This window comes from Pseudomonas sp. B21-047 (assembly GCF_024748775.1).
GTDB classification, from domain to species: Bacteria; Pseudomonadota; Gammaproteobacteria; order Pseudomonadales; family Pseudomonadaceae; genus Aquipseudomonas; species Aquipseudomonas capeferrum.
Map to the genome: position 1 here is coordinate 3064797 of NZ_CP087169.1, position 17507 is coordinate 3082303.

The window sequence follows — 17507 nt, forward strand, 5'->3', positions numbered from 1 at the left end:
GCCCCATACATTTTGATCACGTAGACAGGGAGCATCCGCATGACCCTCAAAGGCAAGACTGCACTCGTCACCGGTTCCACCAGCGGCATCGGCCTGGGTATCGCCCAGGTGCTGGCCGGCGCTGGGGCCGACATTCTGCTCAATGGTTTTGGCGACCCGGCACCGGCACTGGCCGAAATCGCCCGCCACGGCGTGAAGGTTGCCCACCACCCCGCCGACCTGTCGGACGTGGCGCAGATCGAATCCCTGTTCGCCCTCGCCGAACGGCAATTCGGTGGCGTGGACATCCTCGTCAACAACGCCGGTATCCAGCACGTGGCTCCGGTGGAGCAGTTTCCGGTCGAAAGCTGGGACAAGATCATAGCCCTGAACCTGTCGGCGGTATTCCACGGCACCCGCCTGGCCCTGCCCGGCATGCGCGCGCGCAACTGGGGGCGCATCGTCAATATCGCCTCGGTGCATGGCCTGGTCGGCTCCACCGGCAAGGCCGCCTACGTGGCCGCCAAGCATGGCGTGGTCGGCCTGACCAAGGTCGTGGGGTTGGAAACCGCCACCAGCAATGTCACCTGCAATGCCATCTGCCCAGGCTGGGTGCTGACCCCGCTGGTGCAAAAGCAGATCGACGATCGCGCCGCCAACGGTGTCGAAGCGCAGCAGGCACAACAGGACCTGCTGGCCGAGAAGCAACCTTCATTGGCCTTCGTCACCCCCGAGCAGCTGGGCGAGCTGGTACTATTTCTGTGCAGCGAGGCCGCAAGCCAGGTCCGCGGTGCCGCCTGGAATGTCGATGGCGGCTGGTTGGCCCAGTGAGGGCCGGCCTTGATCTGGCAAAGGTCTCGCACCTTTCGACTGCAAGGAGGCCTTAATGCGCCCAATCACACTCTCCGCGATCCTGACCTTGACCCTGGCTGCTGCCGCTCCGGCGATGGCCGCCAGCTTGAAGGACGTCGCGCCCTATCCCGAGGCGGAAAAAGGCTACACCCGGCAAGTCATCCACCTGCCCGCCCAGGCCGATGAGTCGGCCTACAAACTGGAAATACTCGCCGGCAAGACGCTCAAAGTCGACTGCAACCGCCAGCACCTGGGGGGCAACCTCGAAGAACGTACCCTTGAAGGCTGGGGCTACAACTACTACCGTCTGGACAAGGTCGCCGGCCCCGCCAGCACGCTGATGGCCTGCCCGGATGGCAAGAAGACCGACGCGTTTGTGCCCGTGGTCGGTGAAGGCTTCATGCTGCGCTACAACAGCAAGTTGCCGGTGGTGGTGTATGTGCCCAGAGGGGTCGAGGTGCGCTACCGCGTATGGTCGGCTTCGCAAGACGTGCAAAAGGCAAAAGTGGAGTAAGCACGTTGCTCGATCAGGCATAATGGCGCCCTTTTTTTACCCCGAAGCACAGGTGCCTCATGAAAGCTCAAGCCCGCCACATCCTGGTCAAGACCGCTGACGAAGCCGAAAAGCTCAAGCAGCGCATCGCCAATGGCGAGGCTTTCGATGTGCTGGCGAAGAAGTTTTCCATTTGCCCGTCAGGCAAGCGCGGCGGTGACCTGGGTGAGGTGCGCCCCGGCCAGATGGTCGGGGCGATCGACCAGGTGATCTTCAAAAAGCCGCTGCGCGTGGTACATGGGCCAATCAAGAGCAAGTTCGGCTACCACCTGGTGCAGACCTTCTATCGCGATTGACCCTGCCCTCACGCGCCGTCTTAGCGGCGCGCCGCCAGCAGACCAAGGCCAGCGCAGCCCAGCAAGGCGGCGCTGACCCGGTTGAACAGCCGACGCGGCCCTGGCTGGCTGAACCAGCGCTGCATGTAGGTGCCAAGGCCGGCATAAATGGCGATGGCCGCCCACTCCAGCAGCAGGAACATCACACCCAACCACAAAAACTGCTCACTGACCGGCGTGGCGCTGCCAACCGATACGAACTGGGGCAGGAAGGCCGTGAAGATCAGAATGGCCTTGGGGTTGCCCGCTGCCACCCAGAACTCTTGCCGCGCCAGGCGCCAGGTACCGCGTGGATGGTCGGCCGCGACTACGGCCTCAGCCACCGGTGCCCGCCACAGCTGCCAGGCGATGTAGAACAGGTAGGCAGCGCCGACCACCTTGATGGCGAGAAACAGGTATTCGCTGGTATGCAGCACCACCGCCAAGCCCATGGCGGCCAGCGCGATCATGCCGCTGAAGGCGACAATGCGGCCACCGCCGGCCACGCATGCCGTGCGCAGGCCATAGCGGCTGGCATTGTGCAAAGACAGCAGGTTGTTGGGCCCGGGCGCCATGTTCAGGGCGAAGCAGGCAGGGATGAACAGCAGCAGGCTGGAAAGGTCCATTTTTGTTTTCCTATGACTTCAAGCGCTTATTTCGACGGCTGACGCGCGCAGGGTCAAGCTACAGCCAGGCGAAAAAACTGTATGGGTCACCTGCAGCTGTTAAGCTTTTGCCCTTGCCGAGGACCCCGTCATGCCCCGCTCACAAGCCTCTGTCTGGCGCGATGCTGCCCTGCCCTTCGTCGAAAGCCGCCGCGCCTGCCAAAGCCGGGCCTGCTACAAGGCGCATAGCCATCCAACCTTCTCCATGGGCGCAGTCGATGCCGGCTTCAGCCTTTTCACCGGCGCGGGCCGTGCTACGGAGCGCCTGACACCCGGCACCTTGGTGATGGTACCGGCAAGGCGTGTGCACGCCTGCAACCCTGAGCCGGGGCAGGCTTGGAGCTACCAGATGCTGCATGTGGATGCCAGCTGGTTGACGCACCTGCGCCAGGAGTCTGGGCTGCGCGGTGCACGACCTGGCGAGCCGGCCCGCATCAGCCGCGCGCCCGCCCTGTACCGTCAATTCTGCGCACTGAATGCACTGCTGTTCTCCAAGGCCAGCCATGGCGAGAAAGAGGCGGCGCTGATTGCCTTCATGGGCGATCAGGACTTCTACGTACACCCCACACTGGAGGCGGAACCCGCGCTGGGGGCGTCCATGCTCAGTGGGCTGGTCGAGCGTATCGAGGCAGCCGACCCCGCACGCTTGAGCCTCGATCTACTGGCCCGGGAGTCGGGGCTGGGGCGCTACCAGTTGATCCGAGCGTTCCGCGCCGCCACCGGGCTGACCCCGCATGCCTACCTGCTCAATGCCAGGGTCAACCGGGGCCGGCAGTTGCTCAACCAGGGCCAGGCGTTGGCGGAGGTCGCCTACCAGCTCGGGTTTGCCGACCAAAGCCATTTTCAGCGGGTGTTCAAGGCGCATGTGGGGGTGACGCCGGGTCAATACCGGGGTGCGCAATAATCTTCAATACGCTCACCCGGCGCGACGCCAGACTGCGGCTTTCCCCAGCCGGAGTCGTCCCGTCCATGGAGCAGTTGCTGATCATCGCCCTCGCCCACTTCCTTGCCCTGCTTTCACCCGGCCCGGACTTTTTCCTGGTCGCCCGCACTTCGGTCAGCGGCGGTTGGCGAATCGCCAGCGGCGCCTGCCTGGGCATCGCACTGGCCAATGGCGCCTTCATCGCCATGGCGTTCACCGGCCTGTCGATACTGCATGAAGGTAGCCCGCTGTTCATTGGCTTGCAGCTGGCCGGCGCGGCCTACCTCCTGTACATCGGCACGCAGTTCTTGCGCTACGCGGGGCGCTCCAGCCTGGCCGCTGTAGCCGACAGCGGGGCCGTGCCGGGCTGGTGGCGCAGCTTGGTGCTTGGGTTTCTGTCGGGCATTCTCAACCCCAAGAATGCCCTGTTCTATGCCAGCCTCGCCAGCATGGTGGCCAGCAGCAGCGTCGGCTGGAAGGTGGTCTATGCAAGCTGGATGTTCAGCATGGTACTGCTCTGGGACCTGCTGGTAGCCGTGGCCATCGGCAATCAACGCGTGTTGCAGCGTTTCGCGCGCACCTTGCCATGGCTGGAACGGGCCTCAGGGGTCATGCTGATCGTGTTGGCAGTGGGGCTGGCCCTGCACCTTGCCCGGGGCTGACCAGTTCAAGGGTTGCCAGGTCGATCAGGCTGAAATGGCCATTGGCCCAACCGCCGGTATCCAGATGCCAGACATTGCCCAGCAGCTTGGCTTGCAGCACGGGCGTGTGCCCGACCAGCAAGGCGCGGACACCGTGCACGGGTTGGGTGTCGCCCTCCTTGAGCCGGCGCCGCGACCATTGGCAAACTTCACGCACTTCGGGGTCGTCGTCCAGCTCCAGCCAGGTGCGCAGAACGGCCCAGTCGGCGAACGGGCTGTCGGCATGCAACAGGCCGATCAGCCCCCGCTCGTTTTCGACCTCCATGGCGATCGGCAATTGCTCGAAGCGTTCGACGAAACGCACCTGCTCGTTTCTGGGCAGGTCGAGAAACCAGCCACCACCGGCGGCGCGATACATCTGCAGGTCGAGCCGGCCACCGCGCAGGTAGGTAATCGCCAGCGCCTCATGGTTACCTTGCACCGCGTGGAACCAAGGCCGGTCCAGCCATTGCAGCGCCGCTTCACTGTAAGGGCCACGGTCGACCAGGTCGCCGACGCTGAACAAGCGGTCTACCGCTGGGTCAAACCCGGCCTGCTCCAGGCACATCACAAGGCGCCCGAAGTGCCCGTGGATGTCGCCTACCGCCAGGTCGCGCCCCTGGGTATTGGCGGCTAGCCGTAGAAACCGACTCATTACAATCTTCCTCTGCTGGCGCCAGCCTGGCAGGCGTAGAATGGCGCTACACGCAAACCGCCCCGGAGGTGCATCATGCGTACCGCCCTTGTGTGTGCCGTGCTCATGGCGCTTTCACTGAACAGCATGGCACAAGGCGCCCCGGCTGCGCAGGTCGAGGTGCATTTTGACCAGCCCGAGAAATTTCGCGATGCCAGCCTCGACAGCCCCGGATACGAGCGCGGGGCCGATGCCTATGTCATGAAGAGCCTGACCGAGTACCTGCAGAAGCTCGGCCAGCGCTATTTGCAGGCGGACCAGCAACTGGTCATCAACATCCGTGACATCGACCTGGCCGGCCGCTTCGAGCCTTGGCACAGTCGTGCCTATGATGTGCGCTTCATGCGCGAAATCACCTGGCCGACCATCGACCTCAGCTACATCCTCAACCAGCCCGGCATACCTGCCCAGCAAGCCCAGGAGCGGGTCAGCGACAAGATGTACCTCAGCCGCCCCGGGCGCGTAACCAGCAGCAGCGACCGCCTGTATGCCGAAAAGGCGATGCTGAACGACTGGTTCCGCCAGCGCTTCGCGCCGCATCCGGCTTCCTGATAATCCCTTCACTGGTACAGGTGTTGCCGCCGATAGTATGCTCGGCCTTTCGGTCTGTACCAGGGAAGGAGCTGTTGATGAAACTCTGCGCCGTGCAATTGGCTTCGCTCAAGGGCGACCTACAGGGCAACCTCGAACGCCACCTTGTCTGCATCGAGCAGGCGGTGGCGCTGGGTGCCGAGCTGGTGGTGTTTCCTGAACTGTCGCTGACCGGCTACGAGCCGACTTTGGCCCGCCAGGTCGCCTTGCCGCTGTCTTCGTCGCGGCTCGACCATCTGCAGGCGCTGTGCGATCGACATGGCATCACGGTCGCCGTGGGCCTGCCCTTGCCGACACCTGACGGCGTCCAGATCGGCATGCCGATCTTCAGCCCGGGTGCGCCTCGCCAGGCCTATGCCAAACAACGCCTGCACAGCGACGAGCTGCCCTACTTCACCACAGGTGATCAGCCCTTGCTCCTGGACGTGGCTGGGCATCGGGTGGCGCCCGCCATTTGTTACGAGTCGATGTTCATCGAACATGCGGCAGCGGCTCACGCACAGGGTGCGCAGGTGTACCTCGTGAGTGTGGCGAAAACGGCCAAGGGTATTCGCGAAGGTCATGAGCACTACCCCCAGGTCGCGCGCCAGCTGGGCCTTGGCGTATTGATGGCCAACTGCGTGGGGCCGGCCGATACCTTCATTGGCGCAGGCGGGTCGGCGGCCTGGGACCACCAAGGCCGACTGCTGGCCAGCCTGGATGACCGCTGCGAAGGGCTGATCGTACTGGATACCGCCACCGCCAGCGCGTCTGCCGTACCTTTGAGGGCACTCCCTGCGTGAAGTATCTGTTAGTAATGCTGGCGAGCTACGCGTCGACTCATTACCTGGTCGGGTTGTTGATCCAGGGCCAACTGGCCAATATCGCCGAAGGCCTGCGCCACCGGCCCGATGCCCCGACACCTGGCGAGTACCTGCGCGAGGTCAGGCCGCAGGCACGGCGGGCCCACAGGCAGTACACCTTGATGGCCGGCTCAGCGCTTGCGCTGGTGGCTTGCCTGATCGCGAGTTGGTTTGGCTGATCGATACCTTGCTGTGGCCCGGCTCAAAGCGCCAAGGCCAGGCTCTGTCGCCCTTCCAGCGCCAGCAGGTATTGCTTTGCCGCAAGCCCGCCGGCAAAGCCGGTAAGGCTGCCCGAAGCGCCGATCACCCGATGGCATGGCGCAATGATCGAGATCGGGTTGCGCCCATTGGCTGCGCCCACCGCACGGACCGCGCTGGGGTTACCGATCTGTCGGGCGATGTCGCCGTAGCTGCGGGTTTCGCCGAAGGGAATGGCCAGCAATGCAGCCCACACTTCACGCTGAAACGGCGTGCCGGCGAAGTCCAACGCGAGGTCGAAGCAGCGTCGCTTACCGGCGAAGTACTCGCCCAACTGGCGGGCGGTGTCCAGCAGAACCGGGCAGTGATCATCGCGATGAAGGGCGCCGAGCCGCACGCGGTTCTCCCGCTCCTCCTCCCACAGCACCGCTGCCAGCCGCTCGCCGCGGGCCACCAGCGTCAGCGTGCCGACGGGGGATTGCATCAAGGTGAAGGCACTGGACATAGGGGAGGTTCCTGCTGGCTGCGTTACGGTCAGCGCACTCTACCCATGCCCAAGGCCGCACGCACCCGCTTTCTTGCTCAACCAATCGCGCAACCGGCAATGCGCCTGGCTTCGGACAGGTTGACCTTGGGGATCAGCTCGGTCGGAATACGCGAAGCCGCCGACAGGTTGTAGACGTGAAAGTGCTCATTGACCACTTGCCGCGCCATCAGCGTCAGTGACGGCAGGATACGGCTGTCCCAGTGCTGGTCCAGGCCGCAGGGCGAGTGTTCCCCTTCGGTGGTTTCGTAAAAGCGCCCTACCGCCTGATCAAGATCTACGCCCACCAGCAACACCTCTTCAAAACCCAGGTGATACGCCAGTTGCAGGGCCACATAAGCGACCGTGCGGGCATCGAAAAAGCCCTGCGACAGGTTTTTGCTGAAGGCAATCGAGCGGGCTCGTTTGCTCCACAACGCTCGGTTGCAGACACAACTGTCACCGTGCCCGCGCATACCGTCGAGCAAGCCTGGCGTGTGCGCCTTGTGCAAGGCATAGCATTCGCTGGCGGCGGGAATATCGGCACCTTCGAACTGCTCTGGCCATAACGCCAGGCGCTGGCTGTCACGCAAGGCGGTGGCGAACAGTGCTGGTTGCTGTTGGCCAAAGCTCTTGTCGGTGCACACGTAAAAGAACGGCTTCACGCCATGCTCGGCAGTCATGGCAACTGAACCATTCATGGCGATGATCGGTAGATGGGCAAATTCGCCCAAGGGGAAATGCTTGGCTGAGGCGCCCGAAGCCAGAATTACCACGGGGCCTTGCTGGGTATTGCGACACGCCTCGAAACTGGAGAACGCCCCGCGTTCAGCGCTTGGCTGCGACGGAAGTGTGTTCATCATTGGCTACTTTGGACTGGACAGTACAAAACACGATACCGGTCCTTGTACGCGCAGCGGACGCTTTTACATAAACCTTACACAAAGCGACTGAAGGGTCTAAATCTGTCCAAAAACTAAGTACACACCGTTTTCCACACAGGTGCTGTGTCTTTCAGACCTACGCATTTCGTACCCGTTCCCCGGCCTTCGGCCTGCCTGTGCATTTTTGCCACTTGAACTATTCGTCGTTTCTTCATGAGCCTCCTTGATGGTTACCCATTGCGAGACTAATACTTAAGTCTCTGCCTGGGGAGGCACGAAACATGCAACCAAGATTCGTTATCGTTCCGGCGGTACCCATCGAAAAGGAGTCCTTCCGCATCGCTAGCCGCTACTACGCGGCTACCGTAAGCGGCGGCTTCGACATCTATGACAACTTGGCGAAGGAGCGGCTGAAACCCAGCTACCCGAGCAGAACCGATGCGCAGATGCAGTGTGAGCGGATGAACAACAAGCTCGAAATGAGATGATTGGCATACAGTGCAAGGCCAGTCAGCCAGAGACCAACATGGGCAGCGCGGATTACTGACCTCAGTCCAGACACTCCCTGGCCGCCAGGCGCAGCTTGTCGCCTGACAGGAAGCTGCCCTTGTAGAACGTTGCCCGGCTGCCGTCACGTACGTCGACTACCTCCAGCACATCGTCAGAGGCCACCGCGCTGGGCGCCGTCAACCGATAGCCGTGGGCGATGGACTTCTGGTTGGCAAGTGGCGCCAGTGCTCGCCACTTCGGCATCACGCACGCGGCAAACTGCGCGGGGGTTTTATGGGTCAGCTTACTGGCTGTGGGTTTACCTGGCGTTGCGCAACCGGCAAGGCTGGCAGCCATGAAAGCGCTGAAGAAGATACGAAATGTAGGCATTTGCAATTGGCCATTAGGGGTACGCGGCATTCTACCGAGGGTTGCGCACGGGTACCAATCAACCAAGGTCGTGGCCACTCAGCCTTTGTCCATGCCTGGGCATGTTGCTTGAGTACAAGCGCGCTGGCACCTGTCAATTCTGCCAGTAGCGAAAACCGTAAAGGGGGAAGATAGTTTGCCTTGCGGATGTTGATCCAGCCGGTACAAAGCGAGGACCTACCCTATGCCAACCGACTGCACGCGTTTCTTCTACCAGAACGGCAGCCTCCACACATTGAAGACGGGCGACGAAAGCCGCGTCATCTTTCGTAGTGCAGACATGCCACTTGCAGAGTTGCAGCCTGACACTGTGCAAGGCACTGGGTTGTTGGCTACGGATGATAAAGGCTCAGTGCTCCAGGTGCAGGGTGGCGATATCGAAACGTCAGACACGGACCCCGCTTAGCGTTGAAACAAACCGTGGAAAACACGAGACAGCTTGACTTGCCACACCCTCTTCAATGGTGTGTGATGATGCGTTTTACAGCTTGATCAGCGCAGGACGCCCATGCCTCAAATTGACTGGCTAGAAAACCATATGAACCATTGCGACACTTTCGCTCAATGGATTCATCAGCAATTCCAGTATGAGTTCGAGGACATTGACCTCGCCCAATGGCAGCTGGACTTCGCGCAAGGCCAGGACAATGGCCAATGGCAATGCCTGGTCGCACTGGATCAAGGCCACTTGCTGGGTGGCGCTGCCCTCGCCAAGGAAGACCTGCCGTCCCGCCCGGAGCTAGGCCCCTGGCTCGCCTGCGTGTTCGTGCACCCGGCAGCCAGAGGTGCCGGTATCGCCGAGCAGTTGATCGAGGGCATATGTACTCACGCACGTGACACCGGCGTAGAAACCTTATACCTGCACACCAGTGACAAACAGGCCTACTATGCCAAGCGTGGCTGGGCGGTGATCGAGCAGTTCGAGGCCTGGGGCAAGGCGCAGTGGCTGATGTCGCGATCACTTCGCTGACCCTGCGCCCAAACGATGCCGCAGCGAGGCCCAACTGGGCCGTAGACGCACACTTCAAGGAACGCAGCCAAGATCATGGAACCGCTTCAAACCATCAAATCAGACCTCGTCAAAACGGCCGACCACCTCAATGCACTCAGCAAGGCCATGACCGGGCATGCCAAGTTCATGGAGGCCAGAGCGACTTCTGAGACCAAGATCGATGTACGCGCTCATATCAAGTCCATCGACGGCGTCGCCGATGAGTTGAGGTCAGTTGCCGCAAAAATCACAGACACTGCTCTACCCGCTACTTCGAACAGGCAAATTGCTCGTTGACAGGCACCGCATCGCTCGCAATACGCCGCGCTCGGCCTACGCCCCAGGCCAAAGCGCGAGTCATCGACTCGCCTGGGCGCGAATCGAATGCCTCTTCATGAATCGCCATGCCGCTAGGGGCATAAACACCGATGAACATCTGCGTGCTGCCTGTTCGCGACAGTCGCACCTGGACATCGATGTAGGTTCCATCGTTTAACGTTTCGTCGTGTGACCGATGGTGAAGCGTTGGGTCTGCCCAGCCCCAGAAAACGTCGCCGCGAATCCGCATGCCGCCCTCCTACGACTTTAGTTGTATGCGTAAATGCCACCATAGCCAAAGCCAAACGGCACGCAACTGCACTTAGTCGGAATGAGAGCTGAATCGGACAACTGGCTGTCAGGCGAAAGTGAAGTCATTTTCGCCTCTGCATATCAAGGCCTCAGGGTTTACCGTCCAGCTCTGGCGGCCATGCGCTCATGAAAATGATGACCCCAGGTATGGAGAGCGCGAGCAAGTACTGCCCAGGGTGAACCACCACACCAATGGCCCAGACCGCCATCACAGCCCCGCCGACAATACGCCGGTGTCGGGGCGTGAAGCGCTTTTGAAAGGTCTCCAGTTTTTTACGCCAAGCCATTACCCATTCCTTGTTTGCACACTCAGGTCCATTGCGTCGGCGCGTGGCTACGTTACAGATTCTTCAATCTTGCTCTGTCAGTTCACAGACACCATTAGCGCGACCCTTGCCGGTGTACGAAACGCCCGGCGATCCGTCAGGGTTAACCATGATCGATACCGTTACCCCAGCGCCCTTGGCTTCGAAGTACGTGTCACTGAATTTCTTCAATTTCGCTTCCTTGCCATTGATGTACACAGGGCCGCCCTCATCGGCATGCACCTCGATATTCCCCGGGCATGTGGCATTGACCAGCGGGATCTGCGCATTGGCGATACCCGCAATGGAACACAACGCCGCACCTAGCAGTAACCGCTTCATTAAAACCTCCTGATTTGGCGGGCTATAAAAGTTTTAGAATTAGCCCAGTGCGAATGATCGCGCAACCCCTTCCGGCGGCGATGGATCACTTAATCACAGATGCGCAGATTAGCCGCTCTGTTGCCAGGCTCGAATCGACATTCAGCACTCGCAGGAGTTTGAGGGCATCTTCAAGGCAAGCGACCCTCACTGACCAGTGCTCCTTCTGAGCCGAGTCAGTGAAGCCTTCTGGAAACTCGTTTCGCAACAGGGCGACCCGAAACCTGTTTGTTCTTGTCACTGGCGGCCGCCATTGGAATGTTACCCACTTCTTGGCAGGCATGATCGTGTACCAACACTCGCCATCGACTTCTATACCTACCGAGCGGACTTCGCCCTGGGGCTTACGCCCGCAACGAAACTTTCCCAGACACGCGAATGTACCAATCAAAAGCGCGAACGCCTCCTTGGCGCGCTTGTCTTCGATGTACTCATAAAAGCTCGTTATCCATCGCCCATCGTCAGCAGCGCTCAGCATCTCAAAGCCCCCATTTGACCGCTAACTGTATCCGAACCGGCGGGCCCTGCCAGTTCGGCCGTCTGCCGGCAGATGAAATCAAGCTTCTCCTTCACTGCCATTAGCGAAAAGCCCAGCTGAATGCATGCCTATCTCATTCATCACAGGCCAAATCTGCTCGCTGCTCCTGCAGGGTCAGGTATCCCAACTTACGGGGATTGCCACACAGCCAGCAGGAACAGACTTTGCCGTGGTTGGCGAACAGCCCTGCATTGCGTGGATTAGTCGTCCAGCATTCGTGGAAGCGCTGCTTCCGGTAGAAGCGAGCCTTGATTCGGCGTGTATCGTGTCGGCGTTGTGCTCTGGTCATATATCCTCCTAAGCCAAAGCCGACAAAGCCCCGGCAGATTTCTCTGGCGAGGCTTATGGGGATCATTCCTCGAAAACCACAGGAACGACAGGTAAGGCCATACTGGCTCAGTGGTTTACTGCCAGTCAAACCACATTTGCCGTCACCAGGCATCGGCGCAAAACGAAAAGCCCCGGCGATGGCGAGGCGTCAAGGTTGATAGGGGCCGATGGATTCGGCCCAGACCAGCAAGGCTTCTGACTGGATGTCTCGCTGATGCCGGTGCTGAGGCGGCAGGTGCTCCGGCACCGTGGTGACGCCGACGCCTTGCGCCAGGGCATGGCTGGCAATCTGACGACGCTGATGACACACCATCAGGCGATCGCTGTTGACCCGGATATCCACCAGCAGGTGGATATAATGAAACGGCACGGAGCAGTGCAGCCAGTCGGCTACTGTTTGGCTGGCCACTGCCGTGGCGTAGAGGTAGCCCGAGGCTCCCAGAGTACCGACACAAACTTGAGCCTTGGATACTTCTCCGGTGTCGCGGTTGACGATGGGCATGGTACGTCCGCAAAAATCCACAAACAGCTTGTCGCCGGGTTTATGGATCTACCGCATGCTGATTTTCTGCTGGTTACGCCAGGCCCGGTAGAGGCGAGTGAACTGCGCGTAGGAGACGCTATCCGGCTCGCCCACGCGGAACTCTTGCCAGAGCAGATCCAGCGTGACGTCCCGCTGCTGCAATTGCTCATGGACAGTCGTCCAACTGGGTACAGCTCGACGGCTACCGCCCGTACGCCACCGCTGAAGCGGGCCTGCAAGGCGGCATCCTCCAGGTCGCGCAACTGTTCCCAGCCCTCACCTCGCTGGCTCAGCCGATCTCGCAGGCCGCGAACGGTATTGGGTGATATCTCCACTAGGCACGCCACCGCCCGATGCGATAGCGAAGGATTGCAGGCATGGCGAATAGCCTGCCGGAGTTGCTCAATGGTCAGTTTCATAGGTTCTCCCCGCGACAGGCGTGGTTACGCAGGCGGTGCTGTTCGAACCTGTCGGTGGTATCGAGGTTTACTGGCAGCGGGCCAAAGTCACCGTCGTACTGATGAGAAAGCTGGAGCGCATCGCTAGCCCGGATGCCCTGGCGGCATTGACCTGGTTGCTGCGCGAAGCCATCGTGCAGGGCAACCGCAAGAATACGGAGCGATTGGCGCGCAGTATTTATACGGCGCTGCTGATAATGGGCATCGAATGGCAAAACCGGGAGCTGGCGGAGCCGCTGCTCAAGCTGTTTGCGCAGCGTATTCTGCCGCTGGGTTCGCCACGCCATCGGCGCTTCTGCATGAGCGGGCAGGACATGCTTGAGTGCTCTGCCGCACTCAATTTGATTATGTAGCAAACCACCGACGGTAAGCGTCGCGGCCTGACATGGCTGCAGCGGGTGCACATCATGCGTCGGTTACTGGCTGGCATGACGGGCTTCCATGTAGTGCATGCCCTGGCACCCCAGTACATATCCGCAGGCACCAATGTACCGGCAGAAGTCATACACCGACTCGAACAAGATGAGCGCTGCCGGCAATGGGGGTGGAGCAGTATCAACGCTCTCCAGCCTGAGCCATTTCCACCCAAGAGCATTTGGCTTCCGCGCCCATTAGACGCAGAGAGGCCAGCTCCTGGATACCCACCTTTGAGCAGCTGAGGGTTTCCCCACACGCATCTCTTGGTAGCCAGCACCTTGTCGGAGTGGCGCATGGCCGGTACATTGCGCAGCCATTGGCCACGCATGCTCTCGCGAGGCTCGTGTCAAAGGAATGAAATGCAAGACGAACTCCAAGGATTGGGCGTTTCGCCTGAGGTTGACACAGGCCTTGCGTGTCTGGTCATGCTGGCGCGTTTTCATAACGTAGCCGCCTCCCCCGAACAACTCGCTCACGAATTCGCCGAAGATGGCCGCCGCTTCGGCCGTGCCGAACTCCTCATAGCCGCCAAGAAGCTGGGCCTCAAGGCCAAGTCCGCGCGCAGCTCGCTTAGCCGCCTGGATACCACCCCGCTGCCCGCCATCGCTGCCGACCGTGACGGCCGCTACTTCATCATTGCCCGGATCGACGATGGCAAGGCGTTGATCCACGATCCGCGTGCGCACCGTCCTGAAGTGCTGAGCTTCGAGCAACTGGAGCAACGCTGGACCGGCGAGCTGTTGCTGATCCGCTCCGAAGCCTCGCTGGCCGGTGAGCTGAGCAAGTTCGACTTCACCTGGTTCATCCCGGCCATCGTCAAGTACCGCAAGCTACTCTGCGAAGTGCTGCTGGTCTCCTTCGTGCTCAACATTTTCGCGTTGCTCACGCCGCTGTTCTTCCAGGTGGTGATGGATAAGGTGCTGGTGCATCGCGGCCTGTCGACCCTGGACGTGATTGCTGTCGGCCTGCTCGGCATCATGCTCTTCGAGACGCTGCTCAGCGGCCTGCGCAGCTACGTGTTCGCCCACACGGCCAGCCGCATCGACGTGGAGCTGGGCTCACGGCTTTTCCGCCATCTGGTGACCCTGCCGCTGGCTTACTTCCAGGCCCGACGGGTGGGTGATTCGGTGGCGCGAGTGCGCGAACTGGAGAATATCCGCAGCTTCCTCACTGGCAACGCCATCACCCTGATCCTCGATGTGCTGTTCTCGGTCGTGTTCATCGCCGTGATGTTCTACTACAGCGGCTGGCTGACCCTGGTGGTGGTCCTCTCGCTGCCGTTGTACTTCCTGATCTCCTTGCTGATCACTCCGGTGCTACGCGCGCGGCTCAACGAGAGTTTCTCGCGCGGCGCGGAGAACCAGGCCTTCCTGGTCGAGACGGTCAACGGCATCGACACCCTCAAGGCTATGGCCGTAGAGCCACAGATCAACCGCAAGTGGGACAATCAGCTGGCCGGCTATGTGGCCGCCAGCTTCAAGACCCAAACCCTGTCGACCCTGGCCTTTGAGGCCGTCGGCCTGGTGGGCAAGCTGGTGACAGTGGCCACCCTGTGGCTGGGGGCGCGCCTGGTGATCGACGGCGATATGTCGGTGGGTCAGTTGATCGCCTTCAATATGCTGGCCGGTCGGGTATCGCAGCCGATCATGCGCCTGGCCCAGCTGTGGACCAACTTCCAGCAGACCGGGGTGTCGGTGCAGCGCCTGGGCGACATCCTCAACGCGCGCACCGAACTGTCCCAGGCCACCCGCAGCGCCTTGCCGCCGCTCAAGGGGCAGATCGAGTTCGACCAGGTGCACTTCCGCTACCGCCCTGATGGCTCGGAGGTGCTGCGCGGGGTGAACCTACAGATCAACGCCGGCGAAGTGATCGGTGTAGTCGGCCGCTCCGGCTCCGGCAAGAGCACCCTGACGCGTTTGCTGCAGCGCCTCTATACCCCCGAGCGTGGACGCGTGCTGGTGGACGGAATGGATCTGGCTCTAGCCGATGTCTCCTCGCTGCGCCGGCAGATCGGCGTGGTGCTGCAGGACAACATGCTGTTCGCCCGTAGCATCCGCGAGAACATCGCCCTGACCGACCCGGGGGCGCCGCTGGAAGCGGTGATTCAGGCGGCCAGGCTGGCCGGTGCCCACGAGTTCATCCTCGAGCTGCCAGAAGGTTACGACACCGTGGTCGGCGAGCACGGTGCCTCGCTGTCCGGCGGCCAGCGCCAGCGTATCGCCATCGCCCGCGCGCTGATCGGCAACCCGCGGGAGCTTATTTTCGACGAGGCCACCAGCGCCCTGGACTACGAGTCCGAGCGGGTGATCCAGCAGAACATGCAGGCCATCTGCAAGCGCCGCACGGTGATCATCATCGCCCACCGGCTGTCTGCCGTGCGCGATGCCAACCGCATCCTGGTCATGGACCGCGGGCAGAAGCTGGGGCTGGTGTATAGCACGCGGATTCAACTGAAGGAGAACAGCATCCAGGTCGGCGAGAACCGTATCGACCTGTCACCGGGCATGGCAGTGCGGGCGGAAGTGAAGAAAGACAAAAGAAAGGTTATTGATTATTTCTTGAGTCCGCTCCGAGAATACAAAGATGAAAGCTTGATGGAAAGATAGTTTGTATATTTAGCTTTTATTGGGGTGTGAAAAATGATCCGTAATGTGCTGACAAATTGGCGCGGTGCTAGATTTTTATTTACTACGCTAGCAGTTTTTGTAGTGACCTTTATTGGCTACATCGCCAGTGGCTGGGTTGAGCCAGGTAAATTTTGGCTCTCTGAAGGTGTCTGCAGGTCTTGCTCTACCGGAGATATAACTGGGGTGCTCGGCGGGATGAAAATCAAGATCCCACGCGATTGCGCTGAGCTTGTGGAGTACGACGGCGATCCAGGTTTTGGAGAAAGACCGAGCGATGCCGCACCAAATAGATATACGCGGAATATTCGTAGTTTGGGAATGGATGTGCGACTGCCGGAGATGTCCTGCAAAAGCAGCAAAGAACTAAAAGACGATTATCGATCAAATTTCCTGAACAAGCATAGCCTCTGGCTGAGCATTGGGGTTAATTCTGGAGAGATATACCCAGGACCTCAGGCTGCTCAGCGCCAATTGGACGCTGTTTTAAGTAGCATAAGATCTCCGAATGAGTTTTGGCTTGACAATTACGAGCGCACCCCTGAAATGATATATGGTCTAGATGCTTTTGTGGTTTCAGGGACTGACCCACAACTGGGGGGACCTGCAAAAGATAACGAAAGAGCAAGCGATAAATTCTTTGGTCATAACGAATCTGACGCAGCTGACTTATATATCTCCTGTGGCAAAACCTATGTGCCGAGAGGTGTCGCGACCTGCGTCATGAAATTCAGCATGGAGCCTAGTGCTAAGGCTATGCTCTCTGTTCGATTTTCTAGAGAACATCTATCGCAGTGGCGTGAAATTAGAAATGTAGTAGTGGGTTTTGTTAGCGGACTTAAACCTGAAAATTGACCCTCAGCGAACACGTAAAAAGTATTCGCCCGAGTCCTGTAATAATTTAAATGGAAATTAAATTATGACTCAATCGGTTACGGTTGCCCAGCTTGGAGCTTACCAGCTGTCTATTCAGAGTGGAGGAGCCAGTGCTACGACAGCCTGTACGGCAGCACCGGCAACGACATCCTCGAAGGCGGCGCCGGCAACGACACCCTGAGCGGCGATGCCGACAGCGACGTGTACCGTTTCAGCCGTGGCTGGGGCCAGGACACGGTCAACAACAACAACGACAGCAGCACCGGCAAGGTGGATGCTATCGAGTTCGCGGCGGACATCGCGTCGAGCGATATCCTGGTCACCCGTTCGAGCAACAATCTGATCCTGTCGCTGGCGGGCTCGACCGACAAGGTGACGATGAGCAACTACTTCACCAGCGACGGCGCAAGCTACTACAAGCTGGAAGAGATTCGCTTCGCTGACGGCACCGTTTGGAGCTATGCCCACATCAAGGCGATGACCCTTTTTGGGACGGACCATGACGATGTGCTGACTGACTGGGACAATCTGGGCGAACTGCACGGCGGCGCGGGCAACGACACCCTCGACGGCGGCAGCGGCAGCAACCGTCTGTACGGCGATGCCAGCGATGATGTGCTCAAGGACAGTACCAGTGCCTCGAACAACCTCTTCGTGGGTGGCACGGGCAATCAAGTGGTTAAGTGGATGCAATTTCGCACGAGGCAGCTGTCAGTCAGGAAAAGACCCTGAATGCTACCCAGCTCGTCACCAGGGCAAATGCCGCCCCTGCGAGAGCCGAGAGGATAATGCTACGGGTTTCATGTCGAGAGGTACTGT

24 protein-coding genes and 2 pseudogenes are annotated in these 17507 nt (G+C 60.2%); 17 read left to right on the forward strand and 9 right to left on the reverse strand.

Annotated features, from left to right (window positions below; translation table 11 throughout):
- Positions 1 to 39: 39 nt before the first annotated feature.
- From hbdH to LOY26_RS13760, 3 genes are read left to right on the forward strand one after another with little or no spacing between them, the layout of a single operon-like run.
- Complete coding sequence (gene hbdH, locus LOY26_RS13750) at positions 40 to 810, forward strand: 3-hydroxybutyrate dehydrogenase (RefSeq protein ID WP_186661384.1); 771 nt, start codon at positions 40 to 42, stop codon at positions 808 to 810.
- A gap of 55 nt (positions 811 to 865) precedes the next feature.
- Entirely contained in the window at positions 866 to 1345 is a 480-nt protein-coding gene (eco, locus tag LOY26_RS13755; RefSeq protein ID WP_186661381.1) for a serine protease inhibitor ecotin, read from the forward strand.
- Between the two features lie 59 nt (positions 1346 to 1404).
- The gene (locus tag LOY26_RS13760; RefSeq protein ID WP_016499499.1) at positions 1405 to 1680 is read left to right on the forward strand and encodes a peptidylprolyl isomerase; all 276 of its coding nucleotides are present in this window, start codon (positions 1405 to 1407) and stop codon (positions 1678 to 1680) included.
- Between the two features lie 20 nt (positions 1681 to 1700).
- Here the strand turns inward: LOY26_RS13760 and LOY26_RS13765 are convergent, their stop codons facing one another.
- The gene (locus LOY26_RS13765) at positions 1701 to 2324 is read right to left on the reverse strand and encodes a LysE family translocator (protein WP_033698098.1); all 624 of its coding nucleotides are present in this window, start codon (positions 2322 to 2324) and stop codon (positions 1701 to 1703) included.
- Between the two features lie 130 nt (positions 2325 to 2454).
- Here LOY26_RS13765 and LOY26_RS13770 point away from each other — a divergent pair, with 130 nt between their 5' ends.
- Together LOY26_RS13770 and LOY26_RS13775 are read left to right on the forward strand one after the other, a co-directional pair.
- A complete protein-coding gene (locus LOY26_RS13770) occupies positions 2455 to 3267 on the forward strand; it encodes an AraC family transcriptional regulator (RefSeq protein WP_186661373.1) in 813 nt (270 codons plus the stop codon).
- A gap of 65 nt (positions 3268 to 3332) precedes the next feature.
- Positions 3333 to 3947, forward strand: a complete 615-nt coding sequence (locus LOY26_RS13775) for a LysE family translocator (protein WP_186661371.1) — start codon at positions 3333 to 3335, stop codon at positions 3945 to 3947.
- Here the strand turns inward: LOY26_RS13775 and LOY26_RS13780 are convergent.
- Positions 3895 to 4620 (reverse strand): metallophosphoesterase, encoded by a 726-nt coding sequence (locus tag LOY26_RS13780; RefSeq protein ID WP_186661368.1) that lies wholly within the window; start codon positions 4618 to 4620, stop codon positions 3895 to 3897. The two genes, LOY26_RS13775 and LOY26_RS13780, sit on opposite strands and share 53 nt — an antisense overlap.
- A gap of 75 nt (positions 4621 to 4695) precedes the next feature.
- On the opposite strand from LOY26_RS13780, the gene LOY26_RS13785 reads away from it, so the two are divergent.
- The 3 genes from LOY26_RS13785 (at position 4696) to LOY26_RS13795 (ending at position 6271) form a co-directional block, all read left to right on the forward strand.
- Complete coding sequence (locus LOY26_RS13785) at positions 4696 to 5211, forward strand: DUF3016 domain-containing protein (protein WP_186665232.1); 516 nt, start codon at positions 4696 to 4698, stop codon at positions 5209 to 5211.
- 77 nt (positions 5212 to 5288) lie between these two features.
- Positions 5289 to 6032, forward strand: coding sequence for a carbon-nitrogen hydrolase family protein (locus LOY26_RS13790; RefSeq protein ID WP_186665230.1), 744 nt, complete (start codon positions 5289 to 5291; stop codon positions 6030 to 6032).
- 14 nt (positions 6033 to 6046) lie between these two features.
- Positions 6047 to 6271 (forward strand): hypothetical protein, encoded by a 225-nt coding sequence (locus LOY26_RS13795; RefSeq protein ID WP_189673323.1) that lies wholly within the window; start codon positions 6047 to 6049, stop codon positions 6269 to 6271.
- Between the two features lie 23 nt (positions 6272 to 6294).
- On the opposite strand, the gene LOY26_RS13800 is transcribed toward LOY26_RS13795, so the two are convergent.
- Positions 6295 to 6795, reverse strand: a complete 501-nt coding sequence (locus tag LOY26_RS13800; RefSeq protein WP_033698112.1) for a methylated-DNA--[protein]-cysteine S-methyltransferase — start codon at positions 6793 to 6795, stop codon at positions 6295 to 6297.
- Between the two features lie 77 nt (positions 6796 to 6872).
- Positions 6873 to 7673, reverse strand: a complete 801-nt coding sequence (locus LOY26_RS13805; RefSeq protein ID WP_258713653.1) for a lipopolysaccharide biosynthesis protein — start codon at positions 7671 to 7673, stop codon at positions 6873 to 6875.
- A 305-nt stretch (positions 7674 to 7978) separates the two neighbouring features.
- Between LOY26_RS13805 and LOY26_RS13810 the strand changes: the two genes are divergently transcribed.
- Positions 7979 to 8185: a hypothetical protein gene (locus LOY26_RS13810; RefSeq protein ID WP_033698116.1), complete on the forward strand. Its 207-nt coding sequence runs from the start codon at positions 7979 to 7981 to the stop codon at positions 8183 to 8185.
- A 61-nt stretch (positions 8186 to 8246) separates the two neighbouring features.
- Here LOY26_RS13810 and LOY26_RS13815 read toward each other — a convergent pair whose 3' ends face one another.
- Complete coding sequence (locus LOY26_RS13815; RefSeq protein WP_156310050.1) at positions 8247 to 8606, reverse strand: hypothetical protein; 360 nt, start codon at positions 8604 to 8606, stop codon at positions 8247 to 8249.
- Between the two features lie 193 nt (positions 8607 to 8799).
- On the opposite strand from LOY26_RS13815, the gene LOY26_RS13820 reads away from it, so the two are divergent.
- The 3 genes from LOY26_RS13820 to LOY26_RS13830 all read left to right on the forward strand — a co-directional run bounded on the left by LOY26_RS13820 (position 8800) and on the right by LOY26_RS13830 (position 9903).
- Positions 8800 to 9021, forward strand: a complete 222-nt coding sequence (locus LOY26_RS13820) for a hypothetical protein (protein ID WP_238347560.1) — start codon at positions 8800 to 8802, stop codon at positions 9019 to 9021.
- A gap of 102 nt (positions 9022 to 9123) precedes the next feature.
- Positions 9124 to 9585 carry a GNAT family N-acetyltransferase gene (locus LOY26_RS13825; protein ID WP_186665226.1) on the forward strand — a complete coding sequence of 154 codons (462 nt, stop codon included), beginning with the start codon at positions 9124 to 9126 and terminating at the stop codon, positions 9583 to 9585.
- Positions 9586 to 9660: 75 nt separating this feature from the next.
- Positions 9661 to 9903 (forward strand): hypothetical protein, encoded by a 243-nt coding sequence (locus LOY26_RS13830; protein WP_186661355.1) that lies wholly within the window; start codon positions 9661 to 9663, stop codon positions 9901 to 9903.
- Here the strand turns inward: LOY26_RS13830 and LOY26_RS13835 are convergent.
- The 4 genes from LOY26_RS13835 to LOY26_RS13850 all read right to left on the reverse strand — a co-directional run bounded on the left by LOY26_RS13835 (position 9875) and on the right by LOY26_RS13850 (position 12292).
- On the reverse strand, positions 9875 to 10174 hold the full coding sequence (locus tag LOY26_RS13835) for a hypothetical protein (protein WP_238338687.1): 300 nt from the start codon (positions 10172 to 10174) through the stop codon (positions 9875 to 9877). The two genes, LOY26_RS13830 and LOY26_RS13835, sit on opposite strands and share 29 nt — an antisense overlap.
- 151 nt (positions 10175 to 10325) lie before the next feature.
- Entirely contained in the window at positions 10326 to 10523 is a 198-nt protein-coding gene (locus LOY26_RS13840) for a hypothetical protein (protein WP_186661353.1), read from the reverse strand.
- 63 nt (positions 10524 to 10586) lie between these two features.
- Complete coding sequence (locus LOY26_RS13845; RefSeq protein ID WP_186661351.1) at positions 10587 to 10883, reverse strand: hypothetical protein; 297 nt, start codon at positions 10881 to 10883, stop codon at positions 10587 to 10589.
- A gap of 1055 nt (positions 10884 to 11938) precedes the next feature.
- Complete coding sequence (locus LOY26_RS13850; RefSeq protein ID WP_258713654.1) at positions 11939 to 12292, reverse strand: Mu transposase domain-containing protein; 354 nt, start codon at positions 12290 to 12292, stop codon at positions 11939 to 11941.
- 475 nt (positions 12293 to 12767) lie between these two features.
- Between LOY26_RS13850 and LOY26_RS13855 the strand changes: the two genes are divergently transcribed.
- The 5 genes and pseudogenes from LOY26_RS13855 to LOY26_RS13870 all read left to right on the forward strand — a co-directional run bounded on the left by LOY26_RS13855 (position 12768) and on the right by LOY26_RS13870 (position 17420).
- A complete protein-coding gene (locus LOY26_RS13855; RefSeq protein WP_258713655.1) occupies positions 12768 to 13124 on the forward strand; it encodes a hypothetical protein in 357 nt (118 codons plus the stop codon).
- A gap of 423 nt (positions 13125 to 13547) precedes the next feature.
- Positions 13548 to 15605, forward strand: a pseudogene (locus LOY26_RS13860) (type I secretion system permease/ATPase); the annotation flags it as partial.
- 222 nt (positions 15606 to 15827) lie between these two features.
- Positions 15828 to 16667, forward strand: a complete 840-nt coding sequence (locus LOY26_RS13865; protein ID WP_258713656.1) for a hypothetical protein — start codon at positions 15828 to 15830, stop codon at positions 16665 to 16667.
- A 144-nt stretch (positions 16668 to 16811) separates the two neighbouring features.
- A pseudogene (locus LOY26_RS27060) lies at positions 16812 to 16880 on the forward strand (hypothetical protein); the annotation flags it as partial.
- A 9-nt stretch (positions 16881 to 16889) separates the two neighbouring features.
- Positions 16890 to 17420, forward strand: a complete 531-nt coding sequence (locus LOY26_RS13870) for a calcium-binding protein (protein ID WP_258713657.1) — start codon at positions 16890 to 16892, stop codon at positions 17418 to 17420.
- Positions 17421 to 17507 lie beyond the last annotated feature (87 nt).